The sequence below is a fragment of the Streptomyces sp. NPDC051219 genome (genome assembly GCF_040682335.1).
Classification (GTDB): Bacteria; Actinomycetota; Actinomycetes; order Streptomycetales; family Streptomycetaceae; genus Streptomyces.
In genome coordinates, this window is record NZ_JBFBAS010000005.1 from 85,146 (window position 1) to 102,402 (window position 17,257).

12 protein-coding genes are annotated in these 17,257 nt (G+C 68.5%); 3 read left to right on the plus strand and 9 right to left on the minus strand.

All coding sequences use genetic code 11. The features are described from left to right. Positions 1–81: 81 nt before the first annotated feature. Complete coding sequence (dop, locus tag AB0M62_RS08690; RefSeq protein WP_366073388.1) at positions 82–1,593, minus strand: depupylase/deamidase Dop; 1,512 nt, start codon at positions 1,591–1,593, stop codon at positions 82–84. A 235-nt stretch (positions 1,594–1,828) separates the two neighbouring features. Continuing rightward, positions 1,829–3,595 (minus strand): proteasome ATPase, encoded by a 1,767-nt coding sequence (gene arc / locus AB0M62_RS08695; protein WP_366073389.1) that lies wholly within the window; start codon positions 3,593–3,595, stop codon positions 1,829–1,831. A gap of 253 nt (positions 3,596–3,848) precedes the next feature. On the opposite strand from arc, the gene AB0M62_RS08700 reads away from it, so the two are divergent. Then, complete coding sequence (locus AB0M62_RS08700) at positions 3,849–4,169, plus strand: ferredoxin (protein ID WP_366073390.1); 321 nt, start codon at positions 3,849–3,851, stop codon at positions 4,167–4,169. A gap of 12 nt (positions 4,170–4,181) precedes the next feature. Here AB0M62_RS08700 and AB0M62_RS08705 read toward each other — a convergent pair whose 3' ends face one another. The 3 genes from AB0M62_RS08705 to AB0M62_RS08715 form a co-directional block, all read right to left on the minus strand. Beyond that, entirely contained in the window at positions 4,182–4,760 is a 579-nt protein-coding gene (locus AB0M62_RS08705) for a hypothetical protein (RefSeq protein ID WP_366073391.1), read from the minus strand. Between the two features lie 203 nt (positions 4,761–4,963). Beyond that, positions 4,964–5,872: a tRNA (adenine-N1)-methyltransferase gene (locus AB0M62_RS08710; RefSeq protein WP_366073392.1), complete on the minus strand. Its 909-nt coding sequence runs from the start codon at positions 5,870–5,872 to the stop codon at positions 4,964–4,966. Positions 5,873–5,972: 100 nt separating this feature from the next. Then, entirely contained in the window at positions 5,973–7,217 is a 1,245-nt protein-coding gene (locus AB0M62_RS08715; protein ID WP_366073545.1) for a site-2 protease family protein, read from the minus strand. A 126-nt stretch (positions 7,218–7,343) separates the two neighbouring features. Between AB0M62_RS08715 and AB0M62_RS08720 the strand changes: the two genes are divergently transcribed. Together AB0M62_RS08720 and AB0M62_RS08725 are read left to right on the plus strand one after the other, a co-directional pair. Then, entirely contained in the window at positions 7,344–8,201 is an 858-nt protein-coding gene (locus AB0M62_RS08720; protein ID WP_366073393.1) for a RecB family exonuclease, read from the plus strand. A 93-nt stretch (positions 8,202–8,294) separates the two neighbouring features. Then, positions 8,295–8,966, plus strand: coding sequence for a response regulator transcription factor (locus AB0M62_RS08725; RefSeq protein WP_366073394.1), 672 nt, complete (start codon positions 8,295–8,297; stop codon positions 8,964–8,966). A gap of 27 nt (positions 8,967–8,993) precedes the next feature. Here the strand turns inward: AB0M62_RS08725 and AB0M62_RS08730 are convergent, their stop codons facing one another. From AB0M62_RS08730 to metH, 4 genes are all read right to left on the minus strand, one after another. After that, positions 8,994–10,574: an ABC transporter substrate-binding protein gene (locus tag AB0M62_RS08730; protein WP_366073395.1), complete on the minus strand. Its 1,581-nt coding sequence runs from the start codon at positions 10,572–10,574 to the stop codon at positions 8,994–8,996. Between the two features lie 70 nt (positions 10,575–10,644). Continuing rightward, positions 10,645–12,249 (minus strand): ABC transporter substrate-binding protein, encoded by a 1,605-nt coding sequence (locus tag AB0M62_RS08735; RefSeq protein WP_366073396.1) that lies wholly within the window; start codon positions 12,247–12,249, stop codon positions 10,645–10,647. 480 nt (positions 12,250–12,729) lie between these two features. Beyond that, entirely contained in the window at positions 12,730–13,431 is a 702-nt protein-coding gene (locus AB0M62_RS08740; protein ID WP_366073397.1) for an HAD family phosphatase, read from the minus strand. Positions 13,432–13,560: 129 nt separating this feature from the next. After that, positions 13,561–17,073, minus strand: a complete 3,513-nt coding sequence (gene metH / locus AB0M62_RS08745) for a methionine synthase (protein WP_366073398.1) — start codon at positions 17,071–17,073, stop codon at positions 13,561–13,563. Positions 17,074–17,257 lie beyond the last annotated feature (184 nt).

Consider the following 17,257-nt stretch of genomic DNA (forward strand, 5'->3'; position numbering starts at 1 on the left):
CTACATACAGGGTCTGACATCGGCCCCGCACTTGTCCTAACGTCCGGGAGCCATCTCCATGATTCCCGTCCACGCGTCATTTCAGCCGCCGGACAGCACGCGGACCAGGTCCTCTGCCGTGCGGCACCGGTCCAGCAGTTCTTTCACGTGGTTACGCGTACCGCGCAGCGGCTCCAGCGTGGGCACCCGCTGCAGCGAGTCCCGGCCCGGCAGGTCGAAGATGACCGAGTCCCAGGAGGCCGCCGCGACGTCGTCCGCGTACTGCTCGAGACAGCGGCCGCGGAAGTACGCCCGTGTGTCCTCAGGAGGCTTCGTCTCCGCCCGTTCCACGGCCGGCTCGTCCAGCAGCCGCTTCATCTTGCCGCGGGCCGCCAGCCGGTTGTACAGGCCCTTGTCGGGCCGTACGTCGGCGTACTGGAGGTCGACCAGGTGGAGGCGGGCCGCGTCCCAGCCCAGGCTGTCGCGGCGCCGGTAGCCTTCGAGGAGCTCCCGCTTGGCGACCCAGTCCAGCTCGCCCGACAGGCTCATCGGATCGCTCTCCAGCCGGCCCAGCACGTCCTCCCAGCGGATCAGGACGTCCTTGGTCTGCTCGTCGGCGTCCGCCCCGAACCGCTCCTCGACATACTTGCGGGCCAGCTCGAAGTACTCCATCTGCAGTTGTACAGCGGTGAGTGTCCGACCGCTGCGCAGTGTGACCAGGTGCTTCAGCGTCGGGTCGTGCGAGACCTGGTGCAGGGTGCGCACCGGCTGGTCGACCGCGAGGTCCACGGCGATGAAGCCGTCCTCGATCATCGACAGCACCAGGGCCGTGGTGCCCAGCTTCAGGTAGGTCGAGATCTCGGAGAGGTTCGCGTCCCCGATGATCACGTGGAGCCTGCGGTACTTCTCGGCGTCGGAGTGCGGCTCGTCCCGGGTGTTGATGATGGGCCGCTTCAGCGTGGTCTCCAGCCCCACCTCGACCTCGAAGTAGTCGGCCCGCTGGCTGATCTGGAAGCCGTGCTCGTGGCCGTCCTGGCCGATGCCGACCCGGCCCGCACCGGTGACGACCTGCCGGGAGACGAAGAACGGCGTCAGATGCCGCACGATGTCCGAGAACGGGGTCTCCCGCTTCATCAGGTAGTTCTCGTGCGTGCCGTACGAGGCGCCCTTGTTATCCGTGTTGTTCTTGTACAGGTGGATCGGCTGGGCGCCCGGCAGCTGCGCCGCCCGCTCGGCGGCCTCCGCCATGATCCGCTCGCCGGCCTTGTCCCAGAGGACGGCGTCGCGCGGATTGGTCACCTCCGGCGAGCTGTACTCGGGGTGCGCGTGGTCCACGTAGAGCCGCGCACCGTTGGTGAGGATGACATTGGCCAGGCCGATGTCCTCATCGGTGAGCTGGCTGGAGTCGGCGGCCTCGCGGGCGAGGTCGAAGCCGCGGGCATCCCGCAGCGGGTTCTCCTCCTCGAAGTCCCAGCGGGCGCGGCGCGCCCGGTGCATCGCCGCCGCGTAGGCGTTGACGATCTGGGACGAGGTGAGCATGGCATTGGCGTTCGGGTGGCCGGGGACGGAGATCCCGTACTCCGTCTCGATACCCATTACTCGCCGTACGGTCATGCGGCCCTCCTTGCCCGGCGGCGCTCCCACCTGGGAGCGGCGCTCAAGTACCGCTGTTTCTCCGGTGCGTGTGCGGTGCCCGTCCCCGCACCGCGCGACTCGACGGTACCGATGAGCCTAGAACGCCTTTGCGCTGGTGGGGAGATCATTTCAGTCATTGCCCTAGCTCCTGCGGCCTCCTGAAAAGCAGTTGGCTGCGGATGCCCTGAGAGGGCACCCGCAGCCGCCCTGACATTTACAGGTACTGACCGGTGTTTGCCACCGTGTCGATGGAGCGTCCGGTGTCCGCGCCCTGCTTTCCGGTGACGAGCGTGCGGATGAATACAATCCGCTCGCCCTTCTTTCCGGAGATCCTGGCCCAGTCGTCCGGGTTTGTCGTGTTGGGCAGGTCCTCGTTCTCCTTGAACTCGTCCACGCAAGCCTGGAGGAGGTGGGAGACGCGCAGACCCTTCTGGTTGTGGTCGAGGAAGGCCTTGATGGCCATCTTCTTGGCCCGGTCCACGATGTTCTGGATCATCGCTCCCGAGTTGAAGTCCTTGAAGTACAGGACTTCCTTGTCGCCATTGGCGTACGTGACCTCGAGGAAGCGGTTCTCCTCGGACTCGGCGTACATCTGCTCCACGACGGACTGGATCATGCCGTGCACCGTGGCGGCGGAGTCTCCACTGTGCTCGGTCAGGTCGTCGCCGTGCAGGGGCAGCGAGGCCTTGAGGTACTTGGCGAAGATGTCCTTCGCCGCCTCGGCGTCCGGGCGCTCGATCTTGATCTTGACGTCGAGCCGGCCCGGCCGCAGGATCGCGGGGTCGATCATGTCCTCGCGGTTCGAGGCACCGATGACGATGACGTTCTCCAGGCCCTCCACACCGTCGATCTCGGCGAGCAGCTGCGGGACGATGGTGTTCTCCACGTCCGAGCTGACACCGGACCCGCGGGTGCGGAAGAGCGACTCCATCTCGTCGAAGAAGACGATGACGGGGGTGCCCTCGCTCGCCTTCTCCCGGGCACGCTGGAAGACGAGGCGGATGTGCCGCTCGGTCTCACCGACGTACTTGTTGAGGAGCTCGGGGCCCTTGATGTTGAGGAAGTAGCTCTTCCCCGCAGGCTGCCCGGTCACCTCGGCGACCTTCTTGGCAAGGGAGTTGGCCACGGCCTTGGCGATCAGCGTCTTGCCGCAGCCGGGAGGCCCGTAGAGCAGCACACCCTTGGGCGGCCGCAGTTCGTGCTCCTTGAACAGGTCGGGGTAGAGGTACGGAAGCTCGACCGCGTCGCGGATCATCTCGATCTGGTTGCCCAGACCGCCGATCTTGTCGTAGTCGATGTCCGGGACCTCTTCGAGGACGAGCTCCTCGACCTCGCTCTTGGGTACGACCTCGTAGACGTAGCCGGAGCGGGGCTCGAGCAGCAGGGCGTCGCCGGGGCGGATGATGACGTCCAGCAAGGGCTCGGCGAGCCTCACCACCCTCTCCTCGTCGGTGTGCCCGACCACCAGGGCGCGCTCGCCGTCCTCGAGGATCTCCTTGAGGGTGACGATGTCCCCGGCGCGCTCGAACTCCATGGCCTCGACCACATTGAGCGCCTCGTTGAGCATGACCTCCTGGCCGCGCCTGAGCTCGTCGGGCTCGACGCTGGGGCTGACATTCACCCGGAGCTTGCGGCCCCCGGTGAAGATGTCGACGGTGCCGTCCTCGTTCGCGTGCAGGAAGACACCGAAGCCGGCCGGCGGCTGTGCGAGCCGGTCGACCTCCTCCTTGAGGGCCACGATCTGGTCCCGGGCCTCACGGAGCGTATTGGCGAGTCGCTCGTTCTGAGCGGACACGCCGGCCAGGTTCGTCTGCAATTCGACGATGCGCTCTTCGAGAATCCTCGTGTGCCGCGGAGAGTCGGCGAGCTTTCGTCGCAGGACGGCGATTTCCTGCTCGAGATAGGCAACCTGGCCGGCTGGGTCCTCAGACCCCCGCCCGGGCCGGATGCCGCGGTTGATGTCGTCGTCGTGGGCTGCCACGGTCCTCACCTCCTCCAAGGGGAGCTGGACGCTTCCTGACCCTACCTGGGCAGGTGGCGATTGAAACCCCTAGATCACAAAGACGGTAGGGGTGTGTCCGATCTTCACCCTTGCGTACTCCCTCACGCCAGGGGAATACCCACCGTTCAACATCGGAAAGCGGCCGGTTGTATCGTCGAAGCGTTCAACACCCGTCAGGGCTGGCGCGACTTGCGTCAGGTTGGATCACGTAGCGCAGGGAACGGCAGGAGATATGACCGTGCAGCACGAGGCGCCCGGCGGCAGCGCGGGCGAAGGCCGGGATCTGCTCGAGGTCTGGATCGACCAGGATCTGTGCACCGGGGACGGCATCTGCGCCCAGTACGCGCCCGAGGTCTTCGAGCTCGACATCGACGGCCTGGCGTACGTGAAGGGCGCCGGGGACGAGCTCCTGCAGGCGGCGGGGGCCACAACACCCGTGCCGCTCCCGCTTCTCCAGGACGTGGTGGACTCCGCCAAGGAGTGCCCCGGCGACTGCATCCATGTGCGGCGCGTTTCGGACAGGGTCGAGGTCTACGGCCCTGACGCCGGGTGACCGATCACACACTCACGGCTTGGGTGCGGCCTCGTCGGCCCGGAGGAACTTGCCGTCGGTCCACCGCCACTTGATCTGCCGGCGCTCGTCCGGGCAGCAGCGCGGCACCGCCTCCGAGGAATAGCCGAGAAGAGTCGCGGTGACCAGGCCGTCACGGACCGCGAATGAGCCCACACTCAACCGCTCCGCCGGATCGAGCAAGGTGGCCACGACCCTGGCGTCCGAGCCCTGGGCGGCCTGCCGCGTCAGTACGTAAACGCCGCTCGGCGGGGTGCCCGAACCCGCCTCGCAACGGACCACGACGACGCTCTCCGGCCGTCCGTCACCGTCGAGGTCGCCCGACCCCTTCTTGGTCACCAGCTCTTTCGCGCCACCGCAGTCCAGTGGGAAATCCACCCCGGCCGGATCGGGTGCGGCCGGGGCCGGCCCGGCCGCCGTGACCGTGCCCGGGCCGGCCTGGGACGCGGTGGCATGGTCGGGCTGGAGCAGGCCGGCGGCCGCGACGACCGCGGCCATCGCCGTGGCGGTGGCGAGCCAGTGCGCCGGGCGGGTGCGGGTGTGCGCCAGGTCCGGGACTTCCGAGGTCTGCACGCGGAGTCTCCTGTGGTGCGGCGGTGCTGGGGTGGCCAGCATCGTGCCACACGTCACACCGGGGCGGAACGAGGGGGTCCGTACTTCCTGCGAACTCGCGGCGCCGACGAACTCGGCCGGCCAACGAAAAGGCGCCGCCGCTCAGTTCCCGCGCAGTGCGCGGGAACTGAGCGGCGGCGCTTGTACGTTGAAGTCGGCCGTGGTCAGCCGCGGGAGGCTGAGCCGCTCTCGCTGCCGGGCCCGGTGTAGTCCTCGCCGTACGCGCCCTTGGCCGGCCGGCGGCGGCGCAGCGGGGGCTCCACGCCGTCCGCGAGGCGCCTGGCGGTGACCAGGAAGCCGGTGTGGCCGATCATCCGGTGGTCGGGGCGGACAGCCAGGCCCTCGACGTGCCAGTTGCGGATCATCGACTCCCACGGCTGCGGCTCGGCGAAGCAGCCGATTTCGCGGATCGCCTCCACGGTGCGGGCGAGCTGGGTGGTGGTCGCGACGTACGCGCAGAGGATGCCCCCGGGGACGAGCGCCTTGGAAACGGCTTCCAGGCACTCCCAAGGGGCGAGCATGTCCAGAATCACGCGGTCGACATCGGTGTCCGACAGGTTGTCCTGGAGGTCGCCGACCGTGAGCTGCCACGCGGGGTGGGGGCCGCCGAAGTAGCGCTCCACATTCTGCGTGGCGATCTCGGCGAAGTCCTCCCGGCGCTCGTAACTGTGCAGCATGCCCTGGTCGCCGATGGCCCGCAGCAGGAAGCTGCTGAGCGATCCCGAGCCGACACCCGCCTCCACGACGCGGGCGCCGGGGAAGATGTCGGCGAAGGCCAGGATCTGCCCCGCGTCCTTGGGGTAGACCACGGCGGCGCCGCGGGGCATGGAGAGGACGTAGTCGGGGAGCAGGGGGCGCAGCGCGAGGTAGGCGACGTTTCCCGTGGTTCGGACAACACTGCCCTCGGGAGCACCGATCAGCTCGTCGTGCGGGAAGGAACCCTTGTGGGTGTGAAAATTCTTCCCGGCTTCGAGCGTGAACGTGTAGTGGCGTCCCTTGGGGTCGGTGAGCTGGACCTGGTCCCCGACCTTGAAGGGCCCGCGACGGCGGGCGGCACCGGTCGGTTCGGACATGTGAACAGCCTACCGGCCGCCACAGGGTGCTGGTTCACTCCGCCTTTGGCGCACGGCCTGCCGTCACGGGCCCACGGCGCCGCGGAGACGGACCGGGCCCTCAGGTCGCGGGGCGCGCCATGGCCCGCACGAAGGCCTTCTCGACATCGGCGGTGGAGAGCACCCCGTAGATCTCGCCCGTCTCCTCCACCACGAGGTACTCCGTGGCGGGGGTGGCGCGCAAGGTGTCGAGCAGTGCTTCGCCGGCCAGTTCGGCCGAGACCCTCATTCCCTCCTTGATGTCCTGCGCGAGGCCGCTGACCGCGACCCAGGGGCGGCGATGTTCGGGGACTCCCGCGATGGCCGTCTCCCGCACCAGGGCGGTGGGGTCGCCGTGCCCGTCGACGACGACGAGGGCGCGGGCACCGGCCTCGTTGGCGCGGCGCAGCGCCTCGGAGAGGGGGGTGTGGGACTCGACCGGGACGGCGCGCCGGGTGAGGGTACGGGCCTGGAGTCCGGGGAGGTGCTCGCGCAGCCGGGCCATGCGCAGGCTGTTGCCCGCGCCGGTCCAGATGATCGCGGCCAGGATGGCGGCGAGGAGCGCGTCGGTGACGGTGTCCATGCCCCCGATCTCCTCGGTGGGGTTGCCCAGGAGCCCGGTGTGGGTGAGCAGCGGCAGGCCGAGGAGGACGGCGACGGCGAGGGCCCGGCCCACCCAGGCGGCGGCGACGGTGCCGGCCATCGGCTTGCCGGTGATCTTCCACACGATCGCCCGGAGCATCCGGCCGCCGTCGAGCGGCAGCCCCGGCAGCAGGTTGAAAGCCGCGACGATGAGGTTGGAGATCATCAGGCCGGCGAGCAGGACGCCCGGCACGGTGCCCGGCTCGACGGCCAGCATCCCGGCGTAGAAGACGGCGGCCAGTACGAGCGAGAGCAGCGGGCCGACGAAGGCGAGGACGAATTCGCGGCCCGGGGTCTCCGACTCCTTCTCGATCTCGGAGACCCCGCCGAAGAACTGCAGCTGGATACGGCGCACCGGCAGTTTGAAGCGAAGGGCCGCGACGGTGTGGGCCAGTTCGTGGACGAGTACGGACGCGTAGAAGGCGACGGCGAAGAAGAGGGAGACCAGATAACGGGCGGCGCCGAGCTCGGGCAGCACGCGGTCGAGCTGGCCGCCGAAGACCCAGGTGATGAGCGCCGCCACGAGGAACCAGCTGGGCGCCACGTAAACCGGCACGCCGAACGGGCGGCCCATGAGCAGACCGCCACCACGTTCGCGCGTACGGCGCGGCTTGCCGTCCCCGGGCGCGGAGCCGCGATTGGCTCCTCCGCCGGACTGCCGTCCGCCGTCGCCGCTCTCGTCCACGGTGTCCCCTCTGTCGGAAGCGTCCCTCACTGTTGCATGGTGTGATCCCACGATCATGCAGCGCGAGGGGGTCTGTCGTCGATGGTATGCGGACCACTGTCAGTGGCGGGCCGTAGGGTCTGGGCCATGAGTACGACCACCGGCACCGAACCGGCCGACGCCGCGCGGCCCTCGTCGCTCTCTCCTTCCCGGGCGAGCGACTTCATGCAGTGCCCGCTGCTCTACCGGTTCCGGGTGATCGACAGGCTGCCCGAGAAGCCGAGTGAGGCGGCGACGCGCGGCACGCTGGTGCACGCGGTGCTGGAGCGGCTCTTCGACGATCCGGCGGTGGAGCGTACGGCGCCCCGGGCGCGGGCCATGGTTCCCGGCCAGTGGGACCGGTTGCTGGAGACGCGACCCGAGCTGACGGAGCTGTTCGCGGAGGACTCCGGGGGCGAGCGGCTCGGACGGTGGCTCTCGGAGGCTGAGGAACTGGTCGAGCGCTGGTTCTCGCTGGAGGATCCGGCAAGGCTGGAACCGGCGGAGCGGGAGCTGTTCGTCGAGACGGAACTGGAGTCGGGACTGCGATTGCGCGGGATCATCGACCGCGTTGATGTGGCGCCCACCGGTGAGGTGCGGATCGTCGATTACAAGACGGGCAAGGCCCCGCGTCCGGAATACGCGGAGGGCGCACTGTTCCAGATGAAGTTCTACGCCCTGGTGGTGTGGCGGCTGAAAGCCGTCGTCCCGCGCCGGCTTCAGCTGGTCTATCTCGGCAGCGGCGACGTCCTGACGTACGACCCGGTGGTGGCGGATCTCGAGCGGGTGGAGCGCAAGCTGCTCGCCCTGTGGGATGCCATCAAGGAGGCGACGGAGTCGGGTGACTGGCGGCCGCGGCCGACGAAACTCTGCGGATGGTGTGACCACCAGGCCCACTGTCCGGAGTTCGGCGGCACTCCCCCGGTGTACCCGCTGACCATCGCGCCACGCGACCCGACGCCGTGAGGCCCCGGCACCGAGGACTGCCGGCCGGGGGTCCGGCGGAGTCCGGGGCGGGCGGCCAGGGCAGAATGGGCCCGGTCTAACTAAGGAGTTCTTGTGGCCATCCGCGTCCTACTGGTCGACGACCAGCCCCTCCTGCGCACCGGTTTCCGGATGATCCTGGAGGCGGAGCAGGACCTCGCGGTCGTCGGAGAGGCCGGGGACGGCCTCCAGGCTCTGGAGCAGGTTCGGGCCCTTCAGCCGGACGTGGTGCTGATGGACATCCGTATGCCGCGGATGGACGGGGTGGAGGCGACGCGGCAGATCACCGGGCCCGGCCGGGACGGCCCGGCCAAGGTTCTGGTGCTGACCACCTTCGACCTCGACGAGTACGTCGTGGAGGCGCTGCGCGCGGGGGCCAGCGGGTTCCTGCTGAAGGACGCTCCGGCCGATGAACTGGTGCAGGCGATCCGGGTGGTCGCCTCCGGCGAGGCACTGCTCGCGCCGAGCATCACCCGCCGGCTGCTCGACAAGTACGCGAGCCATCTGCCGTCCGGCGAGGATCCGGTGCCGGACACGCTGCACACGCTGACCGACCGCGAGGTCGAGGTACTCAAGCTGGTCGCGCGCGGCCTGTCGAACGCGGAGATCGCCGCCGATCTCTTCGTCAGCGAGACGACGGTCAAGACCCATGTCGGGCACGTGCTGACCAAGCTGGGACTGCGCGACCGGGTGCAGGCCGCGGTGTACGCGTACGAGAGCGGACTGGTGCGCCCCGGCGCACAGTGACGCCGGGGCGCGGCGCGGCCGGTGTGGTCAGCCCTTGCTGATCTCCCAGAACCGGAAGACGGTCGAGGCGTCCAGCGACCACTGCAGGCCCGTGACGTTCTCGCGGGCCACCACGTACTGCTTGCCCTGCCACAGCGGGAGGATGGGCAGCTCCTCGGCGACCAGGTTCTGCAGCCTGCCGAAGTCCTTCTCGGTTTCCGCCCGGTCGGCCATCGCCGAGGTGGCCGGAATGATGTCGTCGGTGATGGTGGGGTTCTCGTAGTTGTTGGACAGCACATTGCCCTCGCCGAAGAACGGCTGAGTGAAGTTGTCCGGGTCCGGGTAGTCCGGGACCCAGCCCTTGAGGTACACGCCGTACTTGCCGGCGGCGATGTCCTTTTCGTACTGCTCGAACTCGACGGACTTCACTTCGGCGTCGAAGAGCCCGCTGTCGTTGAGCTGCTTCGCGATGGTCTCGAACTCCTGGCCCGCGGCCGGCCCGTAGCGGGACGGGGTGGTCCACAGGGTCAGCTTCACCTTGCCCGTGATACCGGCCTTGCGCAGGGCCTGCCGGGCCTTGTCGGGCTGCGGGGTACCGCCGTACCGGTCGAAGAAGGCCGTGTTGTGGGCGGCGATCCCGGACGGAACGATCGAGTAGAGCGGTGACGCGGTGCCGTTGTAGACGTCGCTGACCAGGGCCTCGCGGTCGACGAGGTAGGCGATGGCCTTGCGTACCCCGAGTTCACCGACCACCGGGTGCTTCACGTTGAATACGAGGTGCTGCACCTCGGCTCCGTTGCCCTCGACGACATCCAGGCCGGTCTTGCCGCTCTGGTCGTTGAGTCCGACGATGTCCTGCGCGGCGAGACCTCGGTAGGCGATGTCCACATCGCCCTTCTGCAGCGCGTTCTTCAGCGCCGCCTGGTCGTCGTCGAAGAACCGGATGGTCATGCCGGAGTTCTTGGCCTTGGCCGTGCCCTGGTAGCCGGGGTTGACCGAGAAGGTGGCCTTCTCGTCGTCGAACGACTCGAGCTTGTAGACACCGGAGCCGACCGCCTGGTTGTCGGTGCGCAGCTTGTCGAAGCTGTACTCGCGATGGTCGACGATGGACCCGGCGCCCGAAGCGATCTTGCTGGGGAAGGTCGCGTCGGGCACCTTGAGGCGGAAGACCACGGTCTTCTCGTCCGGCGTGTCGATCGAGCCGATCGAGGTGAGCATGACGGCCGGGCCGTTCACGTCGTCGATCTTCAGTGTGCGCTCGAAGGAGAACTTGACGTCCTTCGAAGTGAGGCTGTTCCCGTTGCTGAACTTCAGTCCGTCCCGGAGGGTGCACCGGTAGACCTTGCTGCCGCTGCCCTCGAAGGTGCACTTTTCGGCCGCGTCGGGCTGCGGCACCGTGCTCCCCTTGGGGAAGCTCAGCAGGGACTGGAAGACGTTGTTGAACAGCAGCCAGGAGCCCGGGTCGTAACCCGAAGCGGGATCCGTGGCCGCAACGTCGTCGGACATTCCCATGACCACCGATTCACCGGTGCCCCCGGAAGCCCCCTCCTGCGCACCGCAACCGCTGAGCAAACCGGCTGCGAGTCCCGCGCCGAGCGGGGCCGCCAACCACTGGTTACGTCGTTTCACGCGAACGTGCCTCACTGTCTCACTGAGTTGTCTCCCGGCGCGTGGTGCCCGCTACCGGGTTCTGCGGAGATCAGCCGCTCACACCGCGGCCGAGCTCCCACAGCTGAAGGTCCGCGGAGGAGTTGACCGACCACTCCACCCCGGTGATGTCGTCGCGCGCGCCGACGTACTGCTTGCCCTGCCACAGCGGCAGCACGGGCACGTCCTCGGCGACGATGTCCTGGATCTTTGCGAAGGTCTTGCCGGCCGCACCGCGGTCGGCCACACGCCGCGAGGCCGGGATCAGCTTGTTGCGGATCTCGTTGCTCACGTACGGCGTGTTGAGGAAGTTGTCCTTGTCCAGGAACGGCGCGACGTAGTTGTCGGCATCCGGGAAGTCGGGGAACCAGCCGAGGCCGTAGACGGCGTACTGGCCGCGCTTCTGGGCGGGCCGGAACTTCGACCACTCGGTGCCCTTGACGGTGACGTCGAAGAGCTTGGTGGAGTTCAGCTGGCTTCCCAGCGCCTCGAACTCCTTGGCCGTACCGGAGCCGTAGTGGTCCGTCGTGTAGTGCAGCGTGAGCTTCACCGGAGTCTTGATGCCGGCGGCGCGCAGGATGGACCGGGCGCCGGCGACATTGGCGTCGCCGTACTTGTTGAAGAACGAGTTCACATGGCCGGGAATGCTGGACGGAACCAGCGAGTAGAGCGGCTCGGCCGTCGACCCGTAGACGCTGGAGGTGAGTTCGTTGCGGTTGACGGCCGACGCCATCGCCTGCCGGACCGCCTTGTCCTCCACCGAGGGGTCCGCGGTGTTGAAGGCGAGGTAGCGGATCTCGAGACCCGGCATCTCGACGAGCTCGACGCCCTTGGCCGGGGACTCCGACAGCTTCTGGATCTGCTCGGGCGACATGGTGCGGGACATCATGTCGATGTCTCCGGCCTCCAGCGCCCGGCCCATCTCGTCGGAGTCCGCGAAGGTGCGCAGCTCGACCTTGTCGTTCCGCAGCTCCAAGTCGCCCTTGTACTCGGGGTTCTTGGTGAAGACGGCCCGGACGAGCCGGTTGTCCCTGACCTCGGGCTTGACGGTGTACGGGCCGGAGCCGTCGACCTCGAATCCGTCGCGGAGCTTCTTCGCGTCGTACGTGGCGCTGTCGACGATGCCGGCGGCCGGCGTGGACAGCTTGTACGGGAAGGTGGCGTCCGGGGTCTTGAGGTGGAAGACGACCTGGTCGTCACCCTTGGTCTCGACCGTGTCGATGTTGGACAGCAGGGTGATCGGACCGTTGTCGTCGTCGATGTTCAGGACGCGCTCGATCGAGAACTTCACGTCCTCGGCGGTGAGCTCGTCACCGTTGGCGAACTTCAGGCCGCTGCGCAGGGTGCAGCGGTAGCTCTCGTTGCCCTTGTCCGTGAAGAGGCACTCCTCGGCGGCCTCGGGCTTGGGCGCACCGCCGCCGCGCGGCACGTGCATCAGCGTCTGGACGGTCTGGCGGAGCACGTTCCAGGCACCGGCGTCGTACGCGTAGGCGGGGTCGAAGGGAGCGGGTGCGTCCTCCGCGGCCTCGAACCGGTCCGTGGTACCGACGACGATCCCGTCGCCACTGCCTCCCCCGCTGGTCGTGCTGCCACATGCGGCGAGCACGGGGGCGAGCAGGCCGGCCACGGCCGGCAGCACCAGAGTCTTGCGGTTCATCCTCGAAGTTCTCCCTCATCCGGCACTTGCGTACAGCGGTTGCTTCCACTCCGCGGCAGCCGCCCGGGGTAGGGGCGAAGCGATCGGGCCGGGTACAAAACGATCGGTCCAGTGGTCTCAGTTACGGGGTGCGTGCTGAGGCCACGAAGGTTGCGGCGGAGTTCTCGCGACGACATTAGTCGGCATCGCCAGGAAAGCTGGAACTGGCCGGACTTGGGGCGTAATCACACGGTGATCAATAGGAACTGCCTACCGGCGGAGGGCCGCGGAAGGATTCGTACACGGCTCCACCAATCCGGACACAAGGGAAGCGGACGCACCGCCTCAACCCGCCCGTCGAGGGGCAACAGGGTGACCAAGCTCACGTCGGCGCGCCGACGCTCCGTGCATATACATTCAGCCACCACGCACTCACGGAAAATGCCCGTGGGAGGGCGCGGACTTTCGGTCCCATTCCACGCTGTACGCAGCGTGAAGAGGTCAGTTCAATCCCGTGATGAGAGTTCTCAGGAATGGGAGATCCACTTCTTCGAGGGACCGTACGACCGTCCGGCCCGGCGCCGGGGCGATGGGTGCCACCGAGGGCACCGCCACCACCCGGCAGCCGGCTGCCTCGGCGGCGGCCACTCCGGTGGCCGTGTCCTCGATCACCGCGCAGCGCGCGGGGTGGGCGCTCAAGCCCCTGGCGGCCAGCAGATACGGGTCGGGGTGCGGCTTGGTCCGGGCCACCTCGTCCCCGGCGACGGTCAGCGCGAAACGGTCGGCCCCCAGCGACTGCAGGACCCTGTCGATGATCCGCCGGTGGGAGGCGGAGACCAGGGCGGTCGGGACGTTGTGCGCGGCCAGCTCGTTGAGCAGCCGCTCGGCGCCGGGCATCAGCGGCAGGCTCTGCGCGATGCGCTCCTCGAAGCGGTCGTTGAGCAGCACGGTCAGCTCGGCGAGGGTGATCTCGGCGCCGGTCGCCTCGATGAGGTAGCCGGCGCTGCGGGTCATCGGGCCGCCGACCACGATGTCGCGCCAGGTCTCGTCGAGCGTGTGCCCGAGATCCGCGAATACCTCCACCTCGGCGTCCCACCAGAAGCCCTCGGTGTCCACCAGGGTCCCGTCCATGTCGAGCAGCACAGCCTGGAGGGCTGAACCGTCGGCCGTACGGGTTACGGGCGCGGGAACCGTACTGGTCATCCGGGCACACCTCCAAGAGGGACGAGAAGGCCGGCTGCCCTCCCAGGTGGGAAGGCTGCCGGCCTGCACTGGACCGACCAGTGTACGACGTGTCCGCTCGGCGTGCGCTGCGGCAACGCGGGAGGCGTGCTACCGGGCGTTGAAGTACTTCGCCTCGGGGTGGTGGATGACGATCGCGTCCGTGGACTGCTCCGGGTGGAGCTGGAACTCCTCGGAGAGGTGGACGCCGATCCGCTCCGGCTGGAGAAGGTCGGCGATCTTCGCCCGGTCCTCAAGGTCGGGGCAGGCACCGTAGCCGAGGGAGAAGCGGGCGCCGCGGTACTTCAGCGCGAACATGTCTTCCACGTCGGTGGGGTCCTCACCCGCGAAACCGAGCTCGGACCGGACGCGGGCGTGCCAGTACTCGGCGAGGGCTTCGGCGAGCTGGACGGACAGGCCGTGGAGCTCGAGGTAGTCGCGGTAGGCGTTGGCCTCGAAGAGCTCGGCGGTGGCCTCGCCGATCCGTGAGCCGACCGTGACGACCTGCAGACCGACGACATCGGTTTCGCCGGACTCCTCCGGGCGGAAGAAGTCCGCCAGGCACAGCCGACGGCCGCGGCGCTGGCGGGGGAAGCTGAAGCGGGTGCGCTCCGAGCCGTCCTCGTTCAGCAGGATCAGGTCATCGCCCTTGGACACACAGGGGAAATATCCGTACACGACTGCCGCTTCCAGCAGGTTGTCGGTGTGCAGCTTGTCGAGCCAGCCGCGCAGCCGGGGCCGGCCCTCGGTCTCCACCAGCTCCTCGTACGTGGGTCCGTCACCGGTCCGGGCCTGCTTCAGGCCCCACTGGCCCTTGAAGAGGGCGCCCTCGTCGAGCCAGGAGGCGTACTCCTTGAGGCCGATGCCCTTGACCACGCGGGTACCCCAGAAAGGCGGCGTCGGCACCGGGTTGTCGACGGCCACGTCCGAGCGGGCGGCGCCCTCCTCGGGACGCTCCTCCGCCACGACGGTGGCGGGGGGCCGCACCCGGCGCTGCTTGAGCTCGGGGAGGGTGGCGCCGGGGACGCCGCGCTTGACCGCGATGAGGGCGTCCATCAACCGCAGGCCCTCGAAGGCGTCGCGGGCGTAGCGGACCTCGCCCTCGTAAATCTCGTGCAGATCCTGCTCGACGTACGCCCTGGTCAGCGCCGCACCGCCGAGGATCACCGGGAAGTCGGCCGCCATCTTGCGCTGGTTGAGCTCCTGCAGGTTCTCCTTCATGATCACGGTGGACTTGACCAGCAACCCGGACATGCCGATCACATCGGCCCGGTGCTCCTCGGCGGCTTCCAGGATCGCGGAGACCGGCTGCTTGATGCCGAGGTTGACGACGTTGTAGCCGTTGTTGGACAGGATGATGTCGACCAGGTTCTTGCCGATGTCGTGCACGTCGCCGCGGACGGTGGCCAGCACGATCGTGCCCTTGCCCTCCGCGTCCGACTTCTCCATGTGCGGCTCCAGATGTGCCACCGCGGTCTTCATGACTTCGGCGGACTGGAGCACGAACGGCAGCTGCATCTGGCCGGAGCCGAACAGCTCTCCGACGACCTTCATGCCCTCCAGCAGCGTGTCGTTGACGATGTCGAGGGCGGGGCGGTCCTGGAGGGCCTCGTCGAGGTCGGCTTCGAGGCCGTTCTTCTCACCGTCGATGATCCGGCGCTGCAGACGCTCGTCGAGCGGCAGTGCGAGGAGTTCCTCGGCCCGGCCGGCCTTCATCGACTTGGTGTTGACGCCCTCGAACAGCTCCATGAGCTTCTGCAGCGGGTCGTAGCCCTCGCTGCGCCGGTCGTGGATGAGGTCGAGGGCGACCTGGACCTGCTCCTCCTCGAGCCGGGCGATCGGCAGGATCTTCGACGCGTGCACGATCGCCGAATCCAGGCCGGCCTTGACGCACTCGTCCAGGAAGACGGAGTTCAGCACCAGCCGGGCCGCCGGGTTGAGCCCGAACGAGATGTTGGACAGGCCGAGGGTGGTCTGGACGTCCGGGTGGCGCCGCTTGAGCTCACGGATCGCCTCGATGGTGGCGATGCCGTCGCCCCGGGACTCCTCCTGGCCGGTGCAGATGGTGAACGTCAGGCAGTCGATGAGGATGTCGGACTCGTGGACACCCCAGTTGGTGGTGAGGTCCTCGATCAGCCGTTCGGCGATGGCGACCTTGTGCTCGACGGTCCTGGCCTGGCCCTGCTCGTCGATGGTCAGCGCGATCAGGGCCGCGCCGTGCTCCACCGCGAGCGCGGTCACCTTGGCGAAGCGCGAGTCGGGGCCGTCGCCGTCCTCGTAGTTCACCGAGTTGATGACCGCGCGGCCGCCCAGCTTCTCCAGCCCGGCCCGGATGACGTCGAGTTCCGTGGAGTCAAGCACGATCGGCAGCGTGGAGGCGGTGGCGAACCGGCCGGCCAGCTCCTCCATGTCCGCGACGCCGTCCCGGCCGACGTAGTCGACGCAGAGGTCGAGCATGTGGGCACCCTCGCGGATCTGGTCCCGCGCCATCTCCACACAGTCGTCCCAGCGGGCCTCCAGCATGGCCTCCCGGAACTTCTTGGAGCCGTTGGCGTTGGTGCGCTCGCCGATCGCGAGGTATGAGGTGTCCTGCCGGAAAGGCACGGTCTGGTAGAGCGAGGCCGCACCCGGCTCCGGGCGCGGATCACGGACGGTGGGGGTCATGTCACGGACCCGCTCCACCAACTGCCGCAGGTGCTCGGGCGTCGTACCGCAGCATCCGCCCACCAACGACAACCCGTACTCGCGCACGAACGTCTCCTGCGCGTCCGCCAGTTCGGCCGCCGTCAGGGGGTAGTGCGCGCCGTCCTTGCCCAGGACCGGCAGTCCGGCGTTGGGCATGCAGGAGAGCGGGACGCGGGAGTTGCGGGCCAGGTAGCGCAGGTGCTCGCTCATCTCGGCCGGACCCGTGGCGCAGTTCAGACCGATCATGTCGATGCCGAGCGGCTCCAGTGCCGTCAGCGCCGCGCCGATCTCCGAGCCCAGCAGCATCGTGCCGGTGGTCTCCACGGTCACCGAGCAGATCAGCGGGAGGCTGATCCCGCCGGCGTCCAGGGCGCGGCGGGCCCCGAGGATCGCGGCCTTGGTCTGCAGCAGGTCCTGGGTCGTCTCGACGAGCAGCGCGTCGGCGCCGCCGGCGATCATGCCCTCGGCGTTCTGCTGGTAGGCGTCGCGCAGCTTGTCGTACGGGGCGTGGCCCAGCGTCGGCAGTTTGGTGCCGGGCCCCATGGAGCCCAGGACCCAGCGCTGCTGCCCCGTGGAGGCGGTGAACTCGTCCGCCACCTCGCGGGCGATCCGCGCACCGGACTCGGAGAGCTCGAAGATCCGGTCGGGGATGTCGTACTCACCCAGGGCGGAGAGGTTCGCGCCGAACGTGTTCGTCTCGACGCAGTCCACGCCGACCGCGAAGTACTCCTCGTGCACCGTGCGCACGATGTCGGGCCGGGTGACGTTGAGGATCTCGTTGCAGCCCTCGAGCTGCTCGAAGTCGTCGAGCGTGGGGTCCTGCGCCTGGAGCATCGTCCCCATGGCTCCGTCGGCGACCACCACGCGGGTGGCCAGCGCCTCACGGAGGGCATCGGCCCGGATCTGGCTGTCGGCGGACGGGTTCGGCAACGAGGCCATGGATGAGCTCCCTGGAGTGCGACGGCTGTCGGCTTTGCACCCTCTGACGGAAGGCGCACGCGGCCAGCGTAACCGGCACACTCCTGCCCGGTGAGGGTGTCCCACAGGCCGGACGGCATGCTGTCGCCCCGGGGTGCCCCGCCGCTGGTTGCCTTGACAGACTCTGTCGATAGTGCACGAGGTC

Bases quoted from the DNA above. Each gene is read 5' to 3' on its own strand.
- dop (WP_366073388.1), bottom strand. From the start codon at position 1,593: ATGACCGTACGGCGAGTAATGGGTATCGAGACGGAGTACGGGATCTCC.
- AB0M62_RS08700 (WP_366073390.1), top strand. From the start codon at position 3,849: ATGACCGTGCAGCACGAGGCGCCCGGCGGCAGCGCGGGCGAAGGCCGG.
- AB0M62_RS08710 (WP_366073392.1), bottom strand. From the start codon at position 5,872: ATGTCCGAACCGACCGGTGCCGCCCGCCGTCGCGGGCCCTTCAAGGTC.
- AB0M62_RS08720 (WP_366073393.1), top strand. From the start codon at position 7,344: ATGAGTACGACCACCGGCACCGAACCGGCCGACGCCGCGCGGCCCTCG.
- AB0M62_RS08735 (WP_366073396.1), bottom strand. From the start codon at position 12,249: ATGAACCGCAAGACTCTGGTGCTGCCGGCCGTGGCCGGCCTGCTCGCC.
- AB0M62_RS08740 (WP_366073397.1), bottom strand. From the start codon at position 13,431: ATGACCAGTACGGTTCCCGCGCCCGTAACCCGTACGGCCGACGGTTCA.
- metH (WP_366073398.1), bottom strand. From the start codon at position 17,073: ATGGCCTCGTTGCCGAACCCGTCCGCCGACAGCCAGATCCGGGCCGAT.